The sequence below is a fragment of the Mycobacterium sp. DL99 genome (assembly GCF_004762045.1).
GTDB lineage: Bacteria > Actinomycetota > Actinomycetes > Mycobacteriales > Mycobacteriaceae > Mycobacterium.
Genome location: NZ_SJOM01000007.1, coordinates 1,313,691 through 1,330,507, shown reverse-complemented (window position 1 = coordinate 1,330,507; position 16,817 = coordinate 1,313,691). Strand labels below are relative to the sequence as shown.

General features: G+C 66.4%; 18 protein-coding genes. 8 read left to right on the top strand and 10 right to left on the bottom strand.

Translation table 11 applies throughout. The annotated features are described in order from the left end of the window. Positions 1-118: 118 nt before the first annotated feature. The 3 genes from EYZ64_RS06670 to EYZ64_RS06660 are packed head-to-tail and all read right to left on the bottom strand — an operon-like array spanning position 119 to position 3,019. A complete protein-coding gene (locus EYZ64_RS06670) occupies positions 119-1,024 on the bottom strand; it encodes an acetoacetate decarboxylase family protein (protein ID WP_135452760.1) in 906 nt (301 codons plus the stop codon). Beyond that, positions 1,024-1,728, bottom strand: coding sequence for a type 1 glutamine amidotransferase domain-containing protein (locus EYZ64_RS06665; protein WP_135452759.1), 705 nt, complete (start codon positions 1,726-1,728; stop codon positions 1,024-1,026). The genes EYZ64_RS06670 and EYZ64_RS06665 overlap by 1 nt, the downstream gene beginning before the upstream one ends. Before the next feature lie 13 nt (positions 1,729-1,741). Further along, positions 1,742-3,019, bottom strand: coding sequence for an NADH:flavin oxidoreductase/NADH oxidase family protein (locus EYZ64_RS06660; RefSeq protein ID WP_135452758.1), 1,278 nt, complete (start codon positions 3,017-3,019; stop codon positions 1,742-1,744). A gap of 97 nt (positions 3,020-3,116) precedes the next feature. Here EYZ64_RS06660 and EYZ64_RS06655 point away from each other — a divergent pair, with 97 nt between their 5' ends. Next, a complete protein-coding gene (locus tag EYZ64_RS06655) occupies positions 3,117-3,695 on the top strand; it encodes a TetR/AcrR family transcriptional regulator (RefSeq protein WP_135452757.1) in 579 nt (192 codons plus the stop codon). A 22-nt stretch (positions 3,696-3,717) separates the two neighbouring features. On the opposite strand, the gene EYZ64_RS06650 is transcribed toward EYZ64_RS06655, so the two are convergent. Both EYZ64_RS06650 and arr read right to left on the bottom strand, forming a co-directional pair. Beyond that, positions 3,718-5,136 (bottom strand): SDR family NAD(P)-dependent oxidoreductase, encoded by a 1,419-nt coding sequence (locus tag EYZ64_RS06650; protein ID WP_135452756.1) that lies wholly within the window; start codon positions 5,134-5,136, stop codon positions 3,718-3,720. A 75-nt stretch (positions 5,137-5,211) separates the two neighbouring features. Next, positions 5,212-5,640, bottom strand: a complete 429-nt coding sequence (arr, locus tag EYZ64_RS06645) for an NAD(+)--rifampin ADP-ribosyltransferase (RefSeq protein WP_135452755.1) — start codon at positions 5,638-5,640, stop codon at positions 5,212-5,214. Positions 5,641-5,898: 258 nt separating this feature from the next. Between arr and EYZ64_RS06640 the strand changes: the two genes are divergently transcribed. Continuing rightward, positions 5,899-6,219: a hypothetical protein gene (locus EYZ64_RS06640; protein WP_135452754.1), complete on the top strand. Its 321-nt coding sequence runs from the start codon at positions 5,899-5,901 to the stop codon at positions 6,217-6,219. 306 nt (positions 6,220-6,525) lie between these two features. Here the strand turns inward: EYZ64_RS06640 and EYZ64_RS06635 are convergent, their stop codons facing one another. Next, entirely contained in the window at positions 6,526-6,753 is a 228-nt protein-coding gene (locus tag EYZ64_RS06635) for a hypothetical protein (protein WP_286174665.1), read from the bottom strand. 106 nt (positions 6,754-6,859) lie between these two features. Beyond that, positions 6,860-7,606 (bottom strand): Mut7-C RNAse domain-containing protein, encoded by a 747-nt coding sequence (locus EYZ64_RS06630; protein ID WP_135452753.1) that lies wholly within the window; start codon positions 7,604-7,606, stop codon positions 6,860-6,862. A gap of 89 nt (positions 7,607-7,695) precedes the next feature. On the opposite strand from EYZ64_RS06630, the gene EYZ64_RS06625 reads away from it, so the two are divergent. The 3 genes from EYZ64_RS06625 to EYZ64_RS06615 all read left to right on the top strand — a co-directional run bounded on the left by EYZ64_RS06625 (position 7,696) and on the right by EYZ64_RS06615 (position 11,048). Continuing rightward, positions 7,696-8,187 (top strand): hypothetical protein, encoded by a 492-nt coding sequence (locus tag EYZ64_RS06625; RefSeq protein ID WP_135452752.1) that lies wholly within the window; start codon positions 7,696-7,698, stop codon positions 8,185-8,187. 129 nt (positions 8,188-8,316) lie between these two features. Then, on the top strand, positions 8,317-9,891 hold the full coding sequence (locus EYZ64_RS06620; protein WP_135452751.1) for a serine/threonine protein kinase: 1,575 nt from the start codon (positions 8,317-8,319) through the stop codon (positions 9,889-9,891). A gap of 101 nt (positions 9,892-9,992) precedes the next feature. Further along, positions 9,993-11,048 (top strand): hypothetical protein, encoded by a 1,056-nt coding sequence (locus EYZ64_RS06615; protein WP_135452750.1) that lies wholly within the window; start codon positions 9,993-9,995, stop codon positions 11,046-11,048. A gap of 7 nt (positions 11,049-11,055) precedes the next feature. Here EYZ64_RS06615 and EYZ64_RS06610 read toward each other — a convergent pair whose 3' ends face one another. Together EYZ64_RS06610 and EYZ64_RS06605 are read right to left on the bottom strand one after the other, a co-directional pair. Next, positions 11,056-12,123: a hypothetical protein gene (locus EYZ64_RS06610; protein ID WP_286174662.1), complete on the bottom strand. Its 1,068-nt coding sequence runs from the start codon at positions 12,121-12,123 to the stop codon at positions 11,056-11,058. 221 nt (positions 12,124-12,344) lie between these two features. Then, a complete protein-coding gene (locus tag EYZ64_RS06605) occupies positions 12,345-12,506 on the bottom strand; it encodes a hypothetical protein (protein WP_286174661.1) in 162 nt (53 codons plus the stop codon). Between the two features lie 360 nt (positions 12,507-12,866). On the opposite strand from EYZ64_RS06605, the gene EYZ64_RS06600 reads away from it, so the two are divergent. Genes EYZ64_RS06600 through EYZ64_RS06590 form a run of 3 tightly spaced genes read left to right on the top strand, consistent with a single transcriptional unit; the run spans position 12,867 to position 15,742 of the window. After that, entirely contained in the window at positions 12,867-13,916 is a 1,050-nt protein-coding gene (locus tag EYZ64_RS06600; RefSeq protein ID WP_135459854.1) for an ABC transporter permease, read from the top strand. A gap of 1 nt (position 13,917) precedes the next feature. Then, a complete protein-coding gene (locus EYZ64_RS06595) occupies positions 13,918-14,907 on the top strand; it encodes an ABC transporter ATP-binding protein (RefSeq protein ID WP_135452749.1) in 990 nt (329 codons plus the stop codon). A 1-nt stretch (position 14,908) separates the two neighbouring features. Beyond that, positions 14,909-15,742, top strand: a complete 834-nt coding sequence (locus EYZ64_RS06590; RefSeq protein ID WP_135452748.1) for an NYN domain-containing protein — start codon at positions 14,909-14,911, stop codon at positions 15,740-15,742. Here EYZ64_RS06590 and EYZ64_RS06585 read toward each other — a convergent pair. Beyond that, complete coding sequence (locus EYZ64_RS06585) at positions 15,729-16,814, bottom strand: galactokinase (RefSeq protein WP_135452747.1); 1,086 nt, start codon at positions 16,812-16,814, stop codon at positions 15,729-15,731. The genes EYZ64_RS06590 and EYZ64_RS06585 overlap by 14 nt on opposite strands. Between the last annotated feature and the right edge of the window lie 3 nt (positions 16,815-16,817).

Sequence of the window (16,817 nt, the reverse complement as noted above, 5' to 3'; positions counted from 1 at the left end):
GGATGTCCGAACCGACCCGCGCCGCCGCCGAGCCAACTCGACCCCAACCCGTAGCCCGCAGATATCCCACCTCCATCACGCGACGAGTGCCCCACAACACCGAGATAACTCGGTCCGATCAGCCACGCACCGACACCGGCACCGGCATATGCAGGGCCAGTTGACCTTCCGTCACGACATCGAGCTGAATGGTCTTGATCGGTCTCAGTGCCCGCAGGTCATCGGCCATCCGCCCCTGCCCGATCTGCAGGTCCACACCTCGCGGGAACCGCGCCGTCCCGGCCGAGAGCACATTGGTCTGGCTCAGCGTGGAATGCCAGGCGCCGCCCAATGACGTATAGGACGTGAGCGTCGAAACCCGCTCCCCCGTCCGATACTTCACCTGAGGCGGGGTGACAGCAGAGAGCGCCAGGTCCACCCCACCGGCGTCATTAGCAACGCGCGCCACAGCGCGATCCGAGTCGATACAGACATCCAGCTCCGCCACCCACTTCGGGAAGCCATACCCGTCATGCCCGCGCACTTGGGCGATCTGCGTGCTCACCGGCAACGACGGCACATAGGAGTGCAGGTGATCGTTGGCCAGACTGCTCGCCAGGTCGGCGAAGCCCAGCTTGCCGTGCCGTGCTGGCCGTACCGCCACGCCGACGGCGGCCTCGGTGTAGAAATCGATGTCGCAGACGTCGTACCGGAAGAACATCACCGACACGATCCCGAGTCCCGGCGCAACCTCCAGGGGCGCAAGTGCTTTGGGCAGCCGGGTGCGGATGTCACGGGACCGGGCCAGCATCACGAGCCGTGCCGTCGAGATGCGGTAGTAGAAGTTCGGAGTCAGCGTCGGACCGATCGCCGAGTTCACCTCGGTCTTGGGCAGCCGCCGGAAGAAGTCGACGCTGGACACCCGGGGATCGCGCTCCACCTCGTCGAGGTCGGTCCGCATCCGAAACTGGTCATACAGGCCACCTTTGGGCACAGTCATCAGACGCCCACCGAGATCAACCTCGACCACATCCTGAACAGACATCAGCCTCTCCCCACGTCGGCCACCAGTCGCTCCGCCAACTTCTCCGAGGACTGCGGGTTCTGCCCGGTGTAGAGATTCCCGTCGACCACGACATGGGGCCGCAGCGGCAACAAGGCCTTGGAGTAGTCAACCCCGGCCTCTTTCAGCTTGTCCTCCAACAACCATGGCGCCTTGCGCCCGAAGCTGTTCAACAACTCCTCCCGGTTCGACAACCCGGTCATCCGCGTCCCGGCGAACGGTGACACCCCGTCCGGCCCAGAAGCAGCCAGGATCGCCGCCGGCGCATGGCACAGCAGGGCCAGTGGCTTGCCGGACGCCAATCGATGCGCCAGCAGTGCACCGGAAACCCGGTCGTAGGCAAGGTCCTCCATCGGGCCGTGCCCGCCGGGGTAGAACACCACGTCGTAGTCGTCGGCGTTCACGGTGTCGAGGGCCACGGGATGGGCCAGCACGTTGGCGATGCTGTCGAGGTAGCTCTTGACCTCGCGGCGCTTCCACGGCAGGCCGCCGGCAATGCCGAGGCTGAGTTTGTCCAGCGTCGGCGTCCTACCGCCCGGTGTCGCCACCGTGATCTGCCACCCGGCCTCGGTGAAGATCTGGTGGGGCCGCGCCACTTCCTCGGCCCAGTACCCCGACGGATGGACCTCCCCTTCGTTGAGTGTCCAGCGGTCGGCCGCCGAGATCACCATCAGAACTTTCGTCATGGCCCCTCTCCCCTTAGATGTGTTGGGCACCAACAACGCGAGCCGGCCGCGGCCGGGTCTTCAACCACCGTGAGTACCCACGCAGGGCACGTCGCGACACCAGTTGATCGACGACCAGCGCGAAAGCCGGTCCGACACCCAGCGCAGGCATCTTCCCCGCACCGAGTCGACGCATCTGGTAGCGCACCATCGCCATGCTGGCGATGGAGGCCAGCGGCTTGTCCGACCAGGTCACGGGCTTCAGTCGTCCGGTGGCCTCCGCGCCCCGGCGCCACCGTGCGGGGAGGTCGGGGGTTTCGGCCAGCGCGGTGGCCATGCCGACCACCGCGACGCCACTGGCCAGCACCCGCTCGGCGGTCTGGTGCCGGGTGATCCCGCCGGTCAGCATGAGCGGGATGGGACTGCTCACGGCGAGCTCGGCGGCCAGCTCCAGGAAGTACGCCTCGCGGGCCGCGGTGCGATCATCGGCCGGGCGGCCGGTCATGGCAGGGCTTTCGTAGCTGCCGCCAGACAGCTCGATGAGGTCGACACCCAGCGGCGCGAGCATGTCGATCACATTTCGGGCGTCGTCGGCGTCAAATCCGCCACGCTGGAAGTCCGCTGAATTCAGTTTCACCGCAACGGAAAAGCCCGGTGCCACCTCGGCGCGGATGGCGCGCACGATCTCGCACAGCAGTCGGGCCCGGTTGTCCAGCGAGCCGCCCCATTCGTCGGTACGGGTGTTGACGAGCGGAGACAGGAACTGCGACAAGAGATATCCGTGCGCGGCATGGACCTCGACCCCGTCGAACCCGGCCTGCTCGGCGCGGCGCGCGGTGGTGGCGAAGCGCGTGATGGTGTCGGCGATCTGCTCGGCCGTCATCGCCATCGGCTGCCCGAAGCGCTTCGAGTGCCGGCCCAGGTCGACCGCGACGTCCGACGGTCCCCACACCACGCCAGGCATGTTGGCCTGGACCTGACGGCCGGGATGACTGATCTGCATCCACATCGCCGCACCGTCGCCCTTGCCTGCACGTGCCCATGCCACGAAGGGCTCCAGCGGGGAGTCGGCGTCCAGCACGACGCCACCTGGCCCGGTCATCGCCTCGGCGTGGACCATGACGTTGCCGGTGATGAGCAGGCCCGTTCCGCCGGAGCCCCATTGCCGGTACAGCGCGATCAGGCGCTCGTCGGGCAGCTGCGCCCGCCCGGCCATGCCCTCTTCCATGGCCGCCTTGGCGATCCGGTTACCCAAGACCTCGCCGGACTTGAGCTGCAGGGGCGCGAACAACGCCTCCGACGCTTTCGACATGGGAACTCCCTACCGATGTTGACAGTGCTTACTTACGATGGGTGCTAACATACGACCAGGATGTAAGCGGTGTCAACACTTGTGAGGTAAGTCCCGAATGCCCACGTCAACGAGGTCGTATCACCACGGCGACCTGCCCAGCGCGCTCGTGCAGGCGGCCCTGGAGCTGCTCGAGGAGGGCGGCGCGACCGAACTGTCGCTGCGCGCAGCGGCCCGGCGTGCGGGAGTCTCGACCGCCGCGCCCTACCGGCACTTCGCCGACCGCGACGCGCTGTTGTCGGCGGTCGCCGCGGTGGGCTATCGCGATCTGGCCACCCAGTTGGCAGCAGCCAGCCCGTCACCGAATACGCCCGACGACCTCGCCGACATCGCCATCGCCTACGTGAACTTCGCACTGAAACGCCCCGGCCTGTTCCGGGCCATGTTCGCCGAACCGTGCGACCCCACCAGCCCGGAGCGGGTCGCCGCGGTCGCGGCGATCAGCGAGTACCTCAGATCGATTGTGCGGCAGGCGATTCCCACGTCAGACCCGGACGCTATGGCGAACGCGGTGTGGGCGCTCGTGCACGGCCTGGCTTTCCTGCACCTCGACGGCAAGTTCGACGCGTCCTCCCCCGAGACCGTCGCCGCGACGGTCCGCGCGGCGGTCGCAGCGGCGCTCGGCCAACGCGCCTGACCGGCTCAGAGCGAGGAAGCCCCTACCAACTAGCCGGCGAGTAGTCCTTCAAGAAGCACCCATAGAGATCCTCGCCCAATTCCCCGCGCACGATCGGGTCATACACGCGCGCAGCACCATCCACCAGATCCAGCGGTGCGTGGAAACCTTCTTCGGCCAGCCGTAGCTTCGTCGGGTGCGGACGCTCGTCGGTGATCCACCCGGTATCGACGGCGGTCATCAAGATCCCGTCCTGCTCCAGCATCTCCCCAGAACTCGTGCGGGTCAGCATGTTCAGCGCGGCCTTGGCCATGTTGGTGTGCGGGTGCCCGGGCCCCTTGTAGCCGCGGCCGAACTGGCCTTCCATCGCTGACACGTTCACCACGTACTTGCGCCGGGCGGGTGAAGCGGCAAGCGCCGGGCGCAGCCGGCTCACCAGAATGAACGGCGCGGTCTGGTTGCACAGCTGCACCTCGAGGAGCTCCATCGCGTCGACCTCGTGCACGCGTTGGGTCCAACTGTTCACCGACGCGGTATCCGGCAGCAGCCCACCCGCGTCAATGGCAACCCCGGCGGAGATCCGCTCGGGCGAGGCGCTGCGCGCGGTCAAGGCGAGCTCGGTCAACGCATGCGCCGACGGGTGCTCGCCGAGACTCCCGGCCAGAGCATGCGGGTGTGCGTCACTGACATGGTCGAAGGTGATCACGTCCACCAATGCCGGTGGCGGCGTCCGCTCGGCCTCGACCAGTGCGGCATACGAGCCCGGCGGGCGGCGCACCGTCTGCGCCGCATTGTTGATCAGGATGTCCAGCGGCCCCTGCGCGGCCACCTCGTCGGCCAGGGCGACCACCTGAGCCGGGTCACGCAGATCGATCCCCACCACCCGCAGCCGGTGCAACCAGTCGGCACTGTCCTCCATCGCGGCGAAGCGGCGCACCGCGTCGTTGGGAAACCGGGTGGTGATCGTGGTGTGCGCACCGTCACGCAACAGCCGCAGCGCGATGTACATGCCGATCTTGGCGCGCCCGCCGGTCAGCAGGGCCCGGCGCCCGGTCAGGTCGGTTCGGGCATCGCGCTTGGCCCGGTTCATTGCGGCACAGTCCGGACAAAGCTGGTGGTAGAAGGCGTCGACCACGGTGTGGTGGTTCTTGCAGATGTAGCAGGCCCGCGAGCGCAGCAACGTGCCCGCACTGGCCCCGACCGCCGTGGACACCAACGGCAAGCCCTGGGTCTCGTCGTCGATCCGCCCCGGCGCACCCGTGGCGGTGGCGGCGATGACAGCGCGGTCAGCAGCCGCGATCGCGTCACGCTTGGCGGTCCGGCGGGCCTTCTTCAGCGCCTTGAACATCTTCGCGGTGGCCTGGCGCACAGCAACGGCGTCGGGGTGCTCGGGAGGCAGTTCTTGCACCTCGGACAGCACCCGCAGGCACGTGCTGAGCTGGTCAGGATCGATCGCGTTCACGATGGAAGGGTACGGGGGGTGGGCACAAATCCCCGTATCGAGCGAACAGCGGCACAACGAAGCGGCCCCGATACATCAGTCGTAGATGACGTCCAGCCCTCGCCGCCGAAGGTCAGCCAGGCCGTCGCGCATGTCCTGCAGCTGCTCGGGTGAATGCCCCACCCAGTCGGTGATCTCACCGACGATTTTCACCGGCTCACGGGTTCGGTAGGAGCGGGTCGGGTTTCCGGGAAGCTTCTTGTCGGTCACGTTCGGGTCGTCCTCGATCGCGCCTTCGGGTTCGACGATGTAGATGCGGCCTCGCCCCTCGCCGACGGCCATCTCGGCTCCCCACACCGCGGCGTCCAATGTGCGGGTGACGTACACATGGTTCATGATCCGCCCAGCTTCGTAGTTCGACTCGCGTCCAGGCACCAAGCAATCACCCACCGCCAGGTCGGCCTTGGTGCCGTGCAGGAGCGCACCGGACTCATGCACCTCAAACGGTTTCGGCGTACTCGTCACAACATCCCCATCTCGTCACGGATCGAAAGATTGTGCAGCACGTCAGGGGCCTTGCCGCAAGCCCCACCCCCCGCCGTATATTGAGAGTGGGAACGGATTCAAATTCCTTCGCGCCCAGCCCATCCGATTCGGCGGCATCCGCACAGCCGACCCTCACGTGGCATTCCGCAGTGGGCCCCGGGCTGACCTCGTGAACTACCGACTCCACCCCACGCTGACCGGAACTAATCTATGGGCAACGAGTTCCCGAGGGGGCAAATGAGCGGATACTTCCGATTTGTCGACGATGGCTGGTCATGGAATTCGTCGGTGACCCACTTCTTGTTCGATTTCCTCGCCGAGCAGCTACCGGAAGGGGCGAAAAGATCAGAAGTCGTTGAGCTGCACGACAACAACGTGCTCATGATGGATTTGCGCGAGCCGTCGAACGACATCATCGTCACGACGATCATCGAGAAGCTACCGACCCACCTCGAAACACTGGATCCGGACACACGTTCGGCGTTTCAACCACCGCTCGAGAAATTGCTTCGTCTGGCTGCGTCCCAGCATCGCCACAATCAGACCGCAGCACAGTAAGCAGGTGCTACCTGGCGCATCCAATGGCAGTGACGGGATCCGAAAGGTGAACTACCTCAACACTGTTCAACGGCTCATCGACGCAGACACACAGCTGGTCGAGGACTGCAAGACGTGAACCCAGGCCGAGTTCCCCCGGCTGCCCCGCCCGGATTCCACACCTGGCCTTCGACCAGGCGCTGTGCAGACGGGACAGCCGGTCCGATTACCTCAGGGACATTCCTCGGTATCGATGCGCACCACCCCGAAGTCGATCTTGGTCGACGCAGAGAACTTCGTCCCGGGCGGCGGGGTCGAACTGCACACCTACCAGTTGCGATCGCTGATCTGCGCCCGGCCCTTCCCGGTGAGATCGGTTGAGCTGCTGAACCACACCTCACCACGGGTCAGCGACTGAATCGCATCCTGCGCACCCTGCAGATCCATCCCGATCAGATTTGGCATCGTCCACGACGGCGCCGCCGCAGCCGTCGGGCTCCCCGCCAGGGCCGCCACCGTCAGCAGCACCGCCACACCACACACACCAGTCTTCATCAGAACCTCCAGTCCTCATTTGAGTGAACCGGGCATCGTCGCACCAGGCACCGACAAATCTCGGTGCCGCTCGTCATGGCGCCTCAACCCCCGAGGGCACCGGCGATCAGAGTTGGCCGAGCAGCCGGTCGACGAGTTTGTTCAATCTCGCGAAATGCGTCCCGGGCCAGTAGATCTGCCCGCAATCCGGGCAATGACTGAACTCGTCGTAGTAGCGGCGGGTCAACGGCTCAAGACGCTCCATCACCGCCTCCTTAGGCACCGCGGCCAGCTTGCCGTTGCATCGCACGCACCGCGTGAATGGCGCGACCCGACGCCGCAGATCCAGTCGTCGCAGCACCTCCAGGGTCTGCTGCTCCGGAAGCTGGGAGTGCACGAACAGGCCGTGGGTGATCGCACGGCGCTTCAACAGACCACGGTCCCGAGTCAGCAAGATCCGCTGCTGCTCGACACTGATATCGGCCAAGCTCTGATCATCGGCGTCGTTGGACCACCACACGTCGAGCCCGAGCAGGCGCAGCAGCCGCGCCAGCCGGCCGAGATTGACGTCGATCACGAACCGCGGATCCCGCAGCGGCACCGGACGCAGCCGGGCCGTCGCCCCGATCTCGAGCGCCTCGAACATCGGGTACACCGCGATCCGGTCGCCGACGACTGGGCGATGCTCGAAGCCCACCGGCTCCCCGTTCACCAGGATCAAGTCGATCTCGGTGTGCGGGATGCCCATCGCCTCGAGCACATCCTTGACCGTCTGATGACTCCGGACTGGCCGGTGCACGGGCAGACCCCGTGACTCGGGGCCCAGGAAGTCGTTGAGCTCGGCGTAGGCCCGGACGGTAACGAAGCCGGCCATACCGCCATGGTCCCGCGCAGGGCCGCCGCGAGCAATCGGGATCCACCGGAACCCTGGGCAACGTCGGACAATCGGCCTAGCGTGAGGTCATGACAGCGCAATCACCCGCGATCACCGTGACGCATCCGCCGAAAGCGATGATGCGCGTCGTCAACCCGGCCCTGGGGTTCATGCTGCGCACGCCCCTCGCCGGCCCCGCACGCCACCAGTTCATGGTTCTGACCGTGCGCGGCCGAAAAACCGGACGGCAGTATGTGATTCCGCTGAGCGCACACGTCGTCGACAACACCCTCTATGCGATGACCGATGCCGGATGGAAGCGCAACTTTCGCGACGGTGCCACCGCCGAGGTCCTCCATGACGGCAAGACAACGACCATGCGGGGCGAACTCATCGAGGACCGCGCGAGCGTCGCCGATCTGTTTCGGCGCTGCGCCGAGTCCTACGGCGTCAAACGCGCCCAACGCATGATGGGGTTGACGTTCCGCGATCAGCGCATCCCCACGCTGGAGGAGTTCACCGAGGCGGTCGATCGTCTGCACCTCACCGCGATCAAGCTGACCCCGTCCGGCCAACCCTGACGGCAGCCCGAAGGTCAGGCGTGCCGGCAGCAATTACGCGTCAATTCCCACTACGGAATCGGCAACCGAGAATAAACTTGTCGGCACCCCACGCTACGTTCGCCTGTTCGCCAGTCGAGGAGGCACAGGATGGTCGAGAACAACCCGCGCGTGGGTGGTCGTTTCGGCAAGTACGAGCTGACCGCGCTGCTCGGCCGAGGCGGCATGGGCGAGGTGTACGAGGCCGTCGACGTCGACAAGGGCCGGACCGTCGCCCTGAAGATCCTGCGCGCGGAGTTTGCGCATGATGAGCTGTTCCGGACCCGGTTCCTACGCGAGTCGCAGGCCGCGGCAGGTTTGGAGGAGCCCCACGTCGTGCCGATTCACGACTGGGGCGAGATCGATGGGAACCTCTACATCGACATGCGCCTGGTCCGCGGACAGACCCTGCACGACCTCATCAACACAGGTCCTCTCGAACCGCGCCGCGCGGTAGCGATCATCGAGCAGATCGCCGCCGCGCTGGACGCCGCGCACGCTCAAGGACTGATCCATCGAGACGTCAAGCCCCAGAACATCATCGTCACCCCCACGGACTTCGCTTACCTGCTGGACTTCGGAATCGCTCAGGCCCAAGGCGATTCGCGGATCACGCAGGCAGACATGCGGATCGGCTCGTTCAGCTACATGGCCCCGGAACGGTTCGGCGACGGGCCGTGCTCGCCCGCCGCCGACACCTACTCGCTGGCCTGCGTGCTCTACGAGGCGCTGACCGCCGATGCACCTTTTCCCACCCACAGCCACGAACAGCTGATCGCGGCGCACCTCTCCAGCCCGCCACCACGGCCTAGTACGGCCCACGCGGGGATCCCCACATCCCTGGACACCGTCATCGCGCGCGGCATGGCCAAAGAACCCGACGACCGTTACGGCAGCGCCGGCGCATTGGGTCGCGCCGCGCAACGCGCGTTGCACACGACGGACGAGGCGATCGCGGCCAGCGCCGAAACCATGATGGCGCCGTATCTTTCACCGCCAGTGTTCACGGCACCACCGGTCTTCGCGCACATGGCATCCGGAACCCCGGATGCCGGCACGCCTTCGCGGCAACCGCTGGTGCCGTTGGCGGTCGTCGGGCTGGTGTCTGCACTTCTGCTCGGCGCCGTGGGACTCGTCATCGGTCTGCTGGTGTCGAAAAACTCTGCGCCGACGGTCAACTCGTCACCGGCACAGACATCAGCGCTCGCGCCGCCGCCGAGCGTGACCGTCGCCGGGCCGACCGTATACAAGACGGTGCCGGCGCCGACGACGCCGTCCTACACACCGACGGCAGCCCGCAACCCCGAAGTGTCGAGTTCCGCGCAGCTACGGCAGATCTCACTGGAAGACCACACCGTCGTCAGCACGCAGGGCTCCGATCGATGGGTGCCGCAATTGAGTTCCAAGCGGCCAGGAGTCGTCGACGAGGGTGTCGTATGGAACAACGCATTGACGCTGGAGGAACATCTGCGCCTGCGCCAGGAGTACGACGCCAAGCTGCTGTGGTCGGGTGACTGGTCGACGTTCGATGCGCCCAACTTCTGGGTCACCATCGCGCCGATCACCTATCCCGACGCGAGCGGGGCGTTGGCCTGGTGCAGCTCCCACGGCTTCGACTCCAACCACTGTTACGCCAAGCTCATCAGCAAGACCCACGCCGTGTCCGGTAGCACCGCGTTCAACTGACCTGGTAACGGAAATTTGGCGCAACCAGCCCTCGACGAGCGATGTCACAATCGCAGGAAGTCTGCTGAACGCAGCGCCATCCGTCGAAAGGACGTCGTCCGTTGTGGGTTTGGTACAACATCGCCCCGTGGTGGGCTCGTTGGCTCGTCACGTCGGCGTGGATGACGGTGTGGTCCTTGCTGTTCTGCTGGGCAGTACTGCAGCCGCAATACCTTTGGTGGACACCATGGCCGGCCTGGGTCATGGTGTCCGGCCTGGCCGTGTTCGGGCTGCTGGCCGGCATCCCGATCACCCTGCTCACCCAGCCCGTCGTCAACACCTACGCCACCGTGCTGAACGGGCTCACCGCGCCGCAACGCACCGCTGTCGCCCGTGCGGTACGCGGCGAACCGATACCCACTGACCGGGCCGTCCTGACTGCGACCGTGCGGGCCACCGACCTCGCCCACGCATATCGGAACCGTGTCACCCCGGCGCGTCGCCGTCTCAGCTGGGTGCTCATCGGATTGTTCGCGGTTCTGCTTCCGGTCCTCGAATTCGTCGCGGACCGGCCGCGGCTGGGGCTGACCTATCTGGGTCTCGCCGTGGTGTTGGTCGTCCTCCAGGTGTGGCCGGAATGGGCCCGGCGTCGCCGCGAGCCACATCTGGCACGGTTGCGTGCCGCGGCCGACGCCGATCCAGAGGTCGCCGCCGCGGTCGCTCAGGCCGTGGCGCCTGCGGTACCGACGGCCCGTCAGCGCTGGCTTCGAGTCGGTCTGGTCCTCGTGTTGGTTGTCGCAGCCGGACTCGCAACCGCTTGGCTCAGCCACGTTTCCGGCCGCGACTGCCGCACCGCGCGGACAGTGGTGGGCTACATCAGTGACCACCAGGATCTTCTCGACCCCGGCCGGATCGCCCCCGGCGGTCCAGACCTGTCCGAGTACCGAGCGTGGTCAGCTCAATTGGGCCGTAATGCCGATCGGGTCGACGACCCGGCGCTCGGCCGGCATCTGCAACAGATCAGTGACCTGTCGGCTGAGGCGGTCGACATCGTCAAGCAGGCCCGCACACCCGGAATGTCCAACGGCGAGATCGGCATCCGACAAATGAGTTACCTCAACATCGTTCATCGACTGGTCGACGCGGATACGCAGCTGCTCGACGAATGCAGGCGGTAAACAACGCTCAGCTGGCACGCTGGACAGCCGCGAGTGCCACCCGCTTGGCGCTGTCACCGCAGTTCTCCCCCGCGGGCGCGTTCAGCCAGACCGAGACCACGGGAATTGGTGGCGCCAGGTCGGGTGCACCGGTTTGGACGTCGGTCGGTTCGATGGTGACATCGGTCTTGGCGATGACGGAACAGCTGGGTGAGTCGGCAGAACTGAAGTCGAGCAGTTGCACACCGTCCTGCTCGCTGCGGACAGGAACATTGCCTGACGGAGACTGGACAACATCGTCGGACCAGACGGCGAGCCCGTACTTGACGATGGCCGACCGGGCCGCGGGGCCGTCAGCGGCCTTTTCCCGTTGCAGCTCACAGACACTGGGATGCCGCCAGGTGGTCGGCCACTGCGCCTCTGGATTGGGTTCCCACCACTTGAAGCTCACCGCGTGAACGTCCGCCGCAGCGGCACACGGATCGGCAGTGAGAAACCGCGTAGCACTTGAGGACTTGTCGGAATGCACCGGCACCCCGTTCGTTTCGACGTGTGCCGCGACGCCACCCGCGATCACGCCACCGAGTTCACACAGCGCGAAGTCGTCGAATTCCACCCGTCCATCGGCGATGTTGATCGGAGTCACCTCGAGCACGGGATCGCGCATCGACGCGGGCGCGCCTTCCAACCCCGTCAGTGGAATCGGGGCGCGGAACGTGCACATCGACGTCCGCTGCATGACACCCGGGTGCGCAGGGTCGGGGCCGAATTGCATGTCATTGCCCCGACGCTCACCCGCTGCGACCGAGAGTTCGAGGCCCACCGTCATCGACGGGAAGGCGATCGTGCAGCCGTCTCCGCCGATCGGGAACACCGGGGACACGCCCTCCACCGCGATCGCGTGCGCGGCGGTGTAGGTATAGCTGAAGTCCTTGTGGCCGTTGTCTTCCAGGGCTTTCCGGTCGACGAAGCCGCACGGATCGATCTGACGAACCGCGTACAACTCGGCCAGGTGGTCCTGGTCGGTCGGTGTGAGGTCGAGCCCGTAGGTCTGCACCGTCCCCGGAAAGAAGACCTTCGATTGATCCGGATGCACTGGCGCAGTGCCGGCGGGCGATTGAACGGGTGGGGCAGCCTGAGTGCGGCACGCCGTCACCGATACACCGAATGCCAACAGCACGGACGTACACACGATCGCTCGCAACATCTGGTCCCCCCCGGTTCCGTCGTCAACCAGATTAAAGCGGGCCGGCCTACTACCGACTCAGAGAATCATGGGGCTCGAAGCGACGGCCTCGAGCCCCATGAGTAACAGCGTCACGGACACTTCTCCGTGCTGATGCGCACCACGCCGAAGTCGATGTCGGTCACCGCCGAGAACTTGGCCCCCGGCGGCGTCGAACTGCACACCTGCCAGTTGCGGTCGCTGATCTGGGCCCGGCCCTTGCCGGTGAGATCGATCGAGCTGCTGAACCACACCTGAGCGCCCGTCAGCGACTGGCACCTGTGCGCCCTGCAGATCCATCCCGATCAGATTCGGCATGGTCCACGACGACGACGCCACCGCCACCGGGCTCGTCGCCAGAGCGGCAGCCACAAGACCGGTCACCGCCGGCGGCGACCGAGCGAGGATTTGTGTGGTCAAAGTCAGCCGGGAGAGATCGTCAAGAATCTTGACGATGTCCCAGCCGCGCATACCGCCCGAACCGGCCCGGCCGATCCGTCGCAGCTGCCATGACGATCGCGACTGGCCACCCACACCCCTCACCAAATGCCCCAATAACCGCCACCCGCCACACCCACCTCGGTAACGTCACACACGATGAGCGGGGCACCGACGTGTTGATCGCGGCGTTACGCGATCTGCAGTGGCGGCGACGGCGATTCATGATCGCCGCGGTCGGCACCGCGTTGGTTTTTGCCATGACGTTGGTGTTGACGGGCCTGGCCCATGGCTTCCGCGTCGAGGCCGAACGCAGTGTCGACGCCCTGGGCCTGGACGCATTCATGATCAAGTCGGGTGCAGCCGGCCCGTTCCTCGGCTCGGCGCCGTTGCCGCCCACTTCAGTTCAGCTGGCGGCCAAGCTTCCGGGTGTCGTCACAGCCGTCCCACTGGTGTACGGCTCGTCGACCATCCCGGCCGGCGGCACCCCGCGCAATGTGAACGTGTTCGGAGTCCCGGACCAGGGCCCCGGCACTCCGGCATTGAAGGACGGCCGGGCGCCCCACGCCCCCGACGAGGTCGCGGTCTCGACGACGATGGACCGCCCGATCGGCGCCGATATCGACGTCGGCGCGTCCAAACTGCGCGTCGTCGGGCTGGTCGACGACCTCACCGCCCTGGCCGCCCAGGACAACATCTACCTGACGGTGCCTGGCGCCCAACAACTGCTGTTCTCCGGGCAGAAGCTGATCTCGTCGGTCGGCATCGTCGGCAACCCGGGCGCGGCACCGCCAGAATTCCGCATCGTCGACCGGGCCGGCGCCATCGACGACATGGTCCGCCCACTGCGCGGCGCCAACCAGGCGATGAGCTTGATGGCCGGCCTGCTGTGGGCGGTCGCGGCGCTGATCGTCGGCTCGGTGATCTACCTGTCCGCCCTGGAACGCACCCGCGACTTCGCGGTGTTCAAGGCCGTCGGCGTGGCCACCCGATCCATCATGGCCGGATTGGCGATGCAGGCCGTCGCCGTCGCCCTGCTCGCCGCCCTGCTGGGCGCGGGGCTGTCACTCGTGCTCGGGCCGCCGTTCCCGATGCGCTGCGACGTCCCCACCCTGGCGTTCATCGCGCTGCCCATCGTCGCCGTCGTGATCGGCCTGCTGGCCAGCGTGGCCGGGCTGCGCCGCGCCGTCACCGTCGACCCTGCCCTGGCATTCCGAGGACCCTGACATGGCCGACCTACTCGTCAAAGACCTCGTCGTGGAGTACTCCAGCGGCGGCTACGCGCTGCGCCCGATCGACGGACTCGACCTCGAGGTTCCAGCCGGATCACTGACAATCCTGCTGGGCCCCAGCGGCTGTGGGAAGACCACCCTCCTGTCCTGCCTGGGCGGGATCCTCAAACCGACCGCGGGCCGCATCGAGTTCGGCGATGTCGATGTGACCACCCTGAACAAGAAGGAGCTGTCGGACTACCGGCGCGACACTGTCGGCATCGTGTTCCAGGCCTTCAACCTCGTACCCAGCCTGACCGCGCTGGAAAACGTGATGGTGCCGCTGCGCGCCGCCGGCAGAACGAGGCACGCAGCCCGCGAACGCGCCACGGAACTGCTGACCCGCGTCAACCTTGAGGACCGACTGCACCACCGCCCCGGCGATCTCAGCGGCGGACAACAACAGCGCGTCGCGGTGGCCCGCGCGATCGCCCTCGATCCGCCGCTGATCCTGGCTGATGAGCCGACTGCACACCTTGATTTCATCCAGGTCGAGGAGGTACTCCGGCTCATCCGTGAGCTCGCCAGCGGTGAGCACGTCGTTGTCGTCGCCACCCACGACACCCGCATCCTCCCGCTCGCCGACCAGGTGGTGGAGCTCGTCCCGCACGTTGCCGTCGAGCATCAAGGCCCCGAAACCGTGACCATCGAAGCCGGCGAGGTGCTGTTCGCGCAGGGCGAGATGGGCGATCTGATCTACATCATCACCGACGGCGACATCGAGCTCGCTCGCGAATTGGCCAGCGGTGGTGAGGAAGTCATCAAAATCGTCGGTCCCGGCGACTACTTCGGCGAGATGGGGCCGCTGTTCAGCCTGCCCCGGTCGGCCACCGCACGCGCCAAGACGGACGCCACCGTCATCGGCTACACGGTGCAGGCATTCCGGGAACTGCTCGGCCCCACCGGCGCTCGAAACCTCATCGGGCGATCCGAATCAGAGGACTGATGTGACCGAACTCGACACCCGCGTCGCGGTCTACCTCGACTTCGACAACATCGTCATCTCCCGTTACGACCAGGTCAACGGCCGCAACTCTTTTCAAAAGGACAAGGCCAAAGGCCTGGAGACCGACAAGCTCACCAAGGCCACCGTCGACCTCGGTGCCATCCTCGACTTCGCCTCGTCCTTCGGCACGCTGGTGCTCACCCGCGCATACGCGGACTGGTCGGCCGACCTCAACGCCGGATACCGCGAGCAGCTGGTCGGCCGTGCCGTGGACCTGGTGCAGCTGTTCCCCGCCGCCGCATATGGCAAGAACGGCGCCGACATCCGGCTGGCCGTCGACGCGGTCGAGGACATGTTCCGGCTCCCCGACCTCACCCATGTGGTGATCGTGGCCGGCGACTCCGACTACATTCCCCTGGCCCAACGCTGTAAACGGCTGGGGCGCTACGTCGTCGGCATCGGGGTGGCCGGGTCCTCCAGCCGGGTGCTGGCCGCCGCGTGCGACGAGTTCGTCGTCTACGACTCGCTGCCTGGCGTCCCTTCTCTCAGTACCGAGCCCGAACCCAAACCGCAGAAGCGAACCCGCAAGCAGGAAGAACCCGATCCGCAGGCAGAGGCCACCGCGCTGCTCACCCGCGCCCTGCAGATCGGCCTGGAGAAGGACGATGCCGAGTGGCTACACAACTCCGCGGTCAAAGCGCAGATGAAGCGGATGGACCCGTCCTTCAATGAGAAGTCGTTGGGCTTCAAGTCGTTCAGTGATTTCCTGCGATCACGTTCCGATGTGGTCGAGTTGGATGAGAGTTCGACGACGCGGCTGGTCAAGCTGCGGTAACCGGCCCCGCACCGGCGCCCGCATGTGTCCTGGTGATGGCCGGCTCCGGATATCCGGCATCGCGCACCGCCTGGACCACCGCGTCACCGACGGCATCCACCCGCGCATCCGGTACCAGCGCGATGACACAGCCGCCGAACCCGCCACCGGTCATCCGGGCCCCGATCGCGCCCGCCCGAACCGCAGTTTCCGCGATCAGGTCGAGGTTCGGGGTGGTGATCTCGAAGTCGTCGCGCATCGAGACGTGCGATGCGGTCCACAGCTCACCAACCGCGGCGAAGTCCGAAAATTCCATCGCGGCAACGCAATCGAGTACCCGCTGGTTCTCGGTCAACACATGACGTGCGCGCCGGGCATCGACCGGATCCTTCACCGCCCCGACCGCTGACGTGCCAGACACCTCACGCAGCGAGGCCACCCCGAGATCGGCGGCAGCCCGCTCGCAGGATGCCCGCCGCGCCGCATACTCGCCACCGGCGTGCGCGTGCCGGGCCCGCGAGTCGATCAACAGCAGGGCCACCCTGGAGGCCTCGGGGTCGAAGCGCACCGGCTGCACGGTGACGTCGCGGAAGTCGATCAGCATCGCCTCCCCCGGCGCGCCGAACAACGACGCCAGCTGATCGAGCAGTCCCGTTGGCGCGCCGACGTACTCGTTCTCGGCCCGCTGGGCGACCCGAGCCTGCGCGACGCGATCGAGATCGACACCGGCCGCGGTGAGCAGGGCACCGAGCACCCCGCATTCCAGCGCGGCCGATGACGACAACCCCGAACCGATCTCGACGTCGCTGGTGATCGTCATGGTCCCGCCCGGCACTTCGATCCCGGCACGCCGCAGGGCCCATACCACCCCGGCGACGTACGCCGCCCAGCCTGTCACTCCTCCCGGCGCGGTGTCCAGGCCGATCCGCGCGTCACCGAACACACTCGACACCGACAGCACACCCGACGAGTCCGGATCGAAACCCACAAAGGTCCGCTGCGGCAATGCAATCGGCAGCGCGAACCCGGAGTTGTAGTCGGTGTGCTCGCCGATCAGATTGATCCGGCCGGGCGCACAGTAGCGGACCGTCATAGC

What these genes read in the sequence shown, in the direction of transcription:
- EYZ64_RS06620 (WP_135452751.1), top strand. Translation starts at nt 8,317, where the DNA reads ATGGTCGAGAACAACCCGCGCGTGGGTGGTCGTTTCGGCAAGTACGAG.
- EYZ64_RS06595 (WP_135452749.1), top strand. Translation starts at nt 13,918, where the DNA reads ATGGCCGACCTACTCGTCAAAGACCTCGTCGTGGAGTACTCCAGCGGC.
- EYZ64_RS06640 (WP_135452754.1), top strand. Translation starts at nt 5,899, where the DNA reads ATGAGCGGATACTTCCGATTTGTCGACGATGGCTGGTCATGGAATTCG.
- EYZ64_RS06635 (WP_286174665.1), bottom strand. Translation starts at nt 6,753, where the DNA reads ATGAAGACTGGTGTGTGTGGTGTGGCGGTGCTGCTGACGGTGGCGGCC.
- EYZ64_RS06655 (WP_135452757.1), top strand. Translation starts at nt 3,117, where the DNA reads ATGCCCACGTCAACGAGGTCGTATCACCACGGCGACCTGCCCAGCGCG.
- EYZ64_RS06625 (WP_135452752.1), top strand. Translation starts at nt 7,696, where the DNA reads ATGACAGCGCAATCACCCGCGATCACCGTGACGCATCCGCCGAAAGCG.
- EYZ64_RS06660 (WP_135452758.1), bottom strand. Translation starts at nt 3,019, where the DNA reads ATGTCGAAAGCGTCGGAGGCGTTGTTCGCGCCCCTGCAGCTCAAGTCC.
- EYZ64_RS06630 (WP_135452753.1), bottom strand. Translation starts at nt 7,606, where the DNA reads ATGGCCGGCTTCGTTACCGTCCGGGCCTACGCCGAGCTCAACGACTTC.
- EYZ64_RS06670 (WP_135452760.1), bottom strand. Translation starts at nt 1,024, where the DNA reads ATGTCTGTTCAGGATGTGGTCGAGGTTGATCTCGGTGGGCGTCTGATG.
- EYZ64_RS06585 (WP_135452747.1), bottom strand. Translation starts at nt 16,814, where the DNA reads ATGACGGTCCGCTACTGTGCGCCCGGCCGGATCAATCTGATCGGCGAG.
- EYZ64_RS06665 (WP_135452759.1), bottom strand. Translation starts at nt 1,728, where the DNA reads ATGACGAAAGTTCTGATGGTGATCTCGGCGGCCGACCGCTGGACACTC.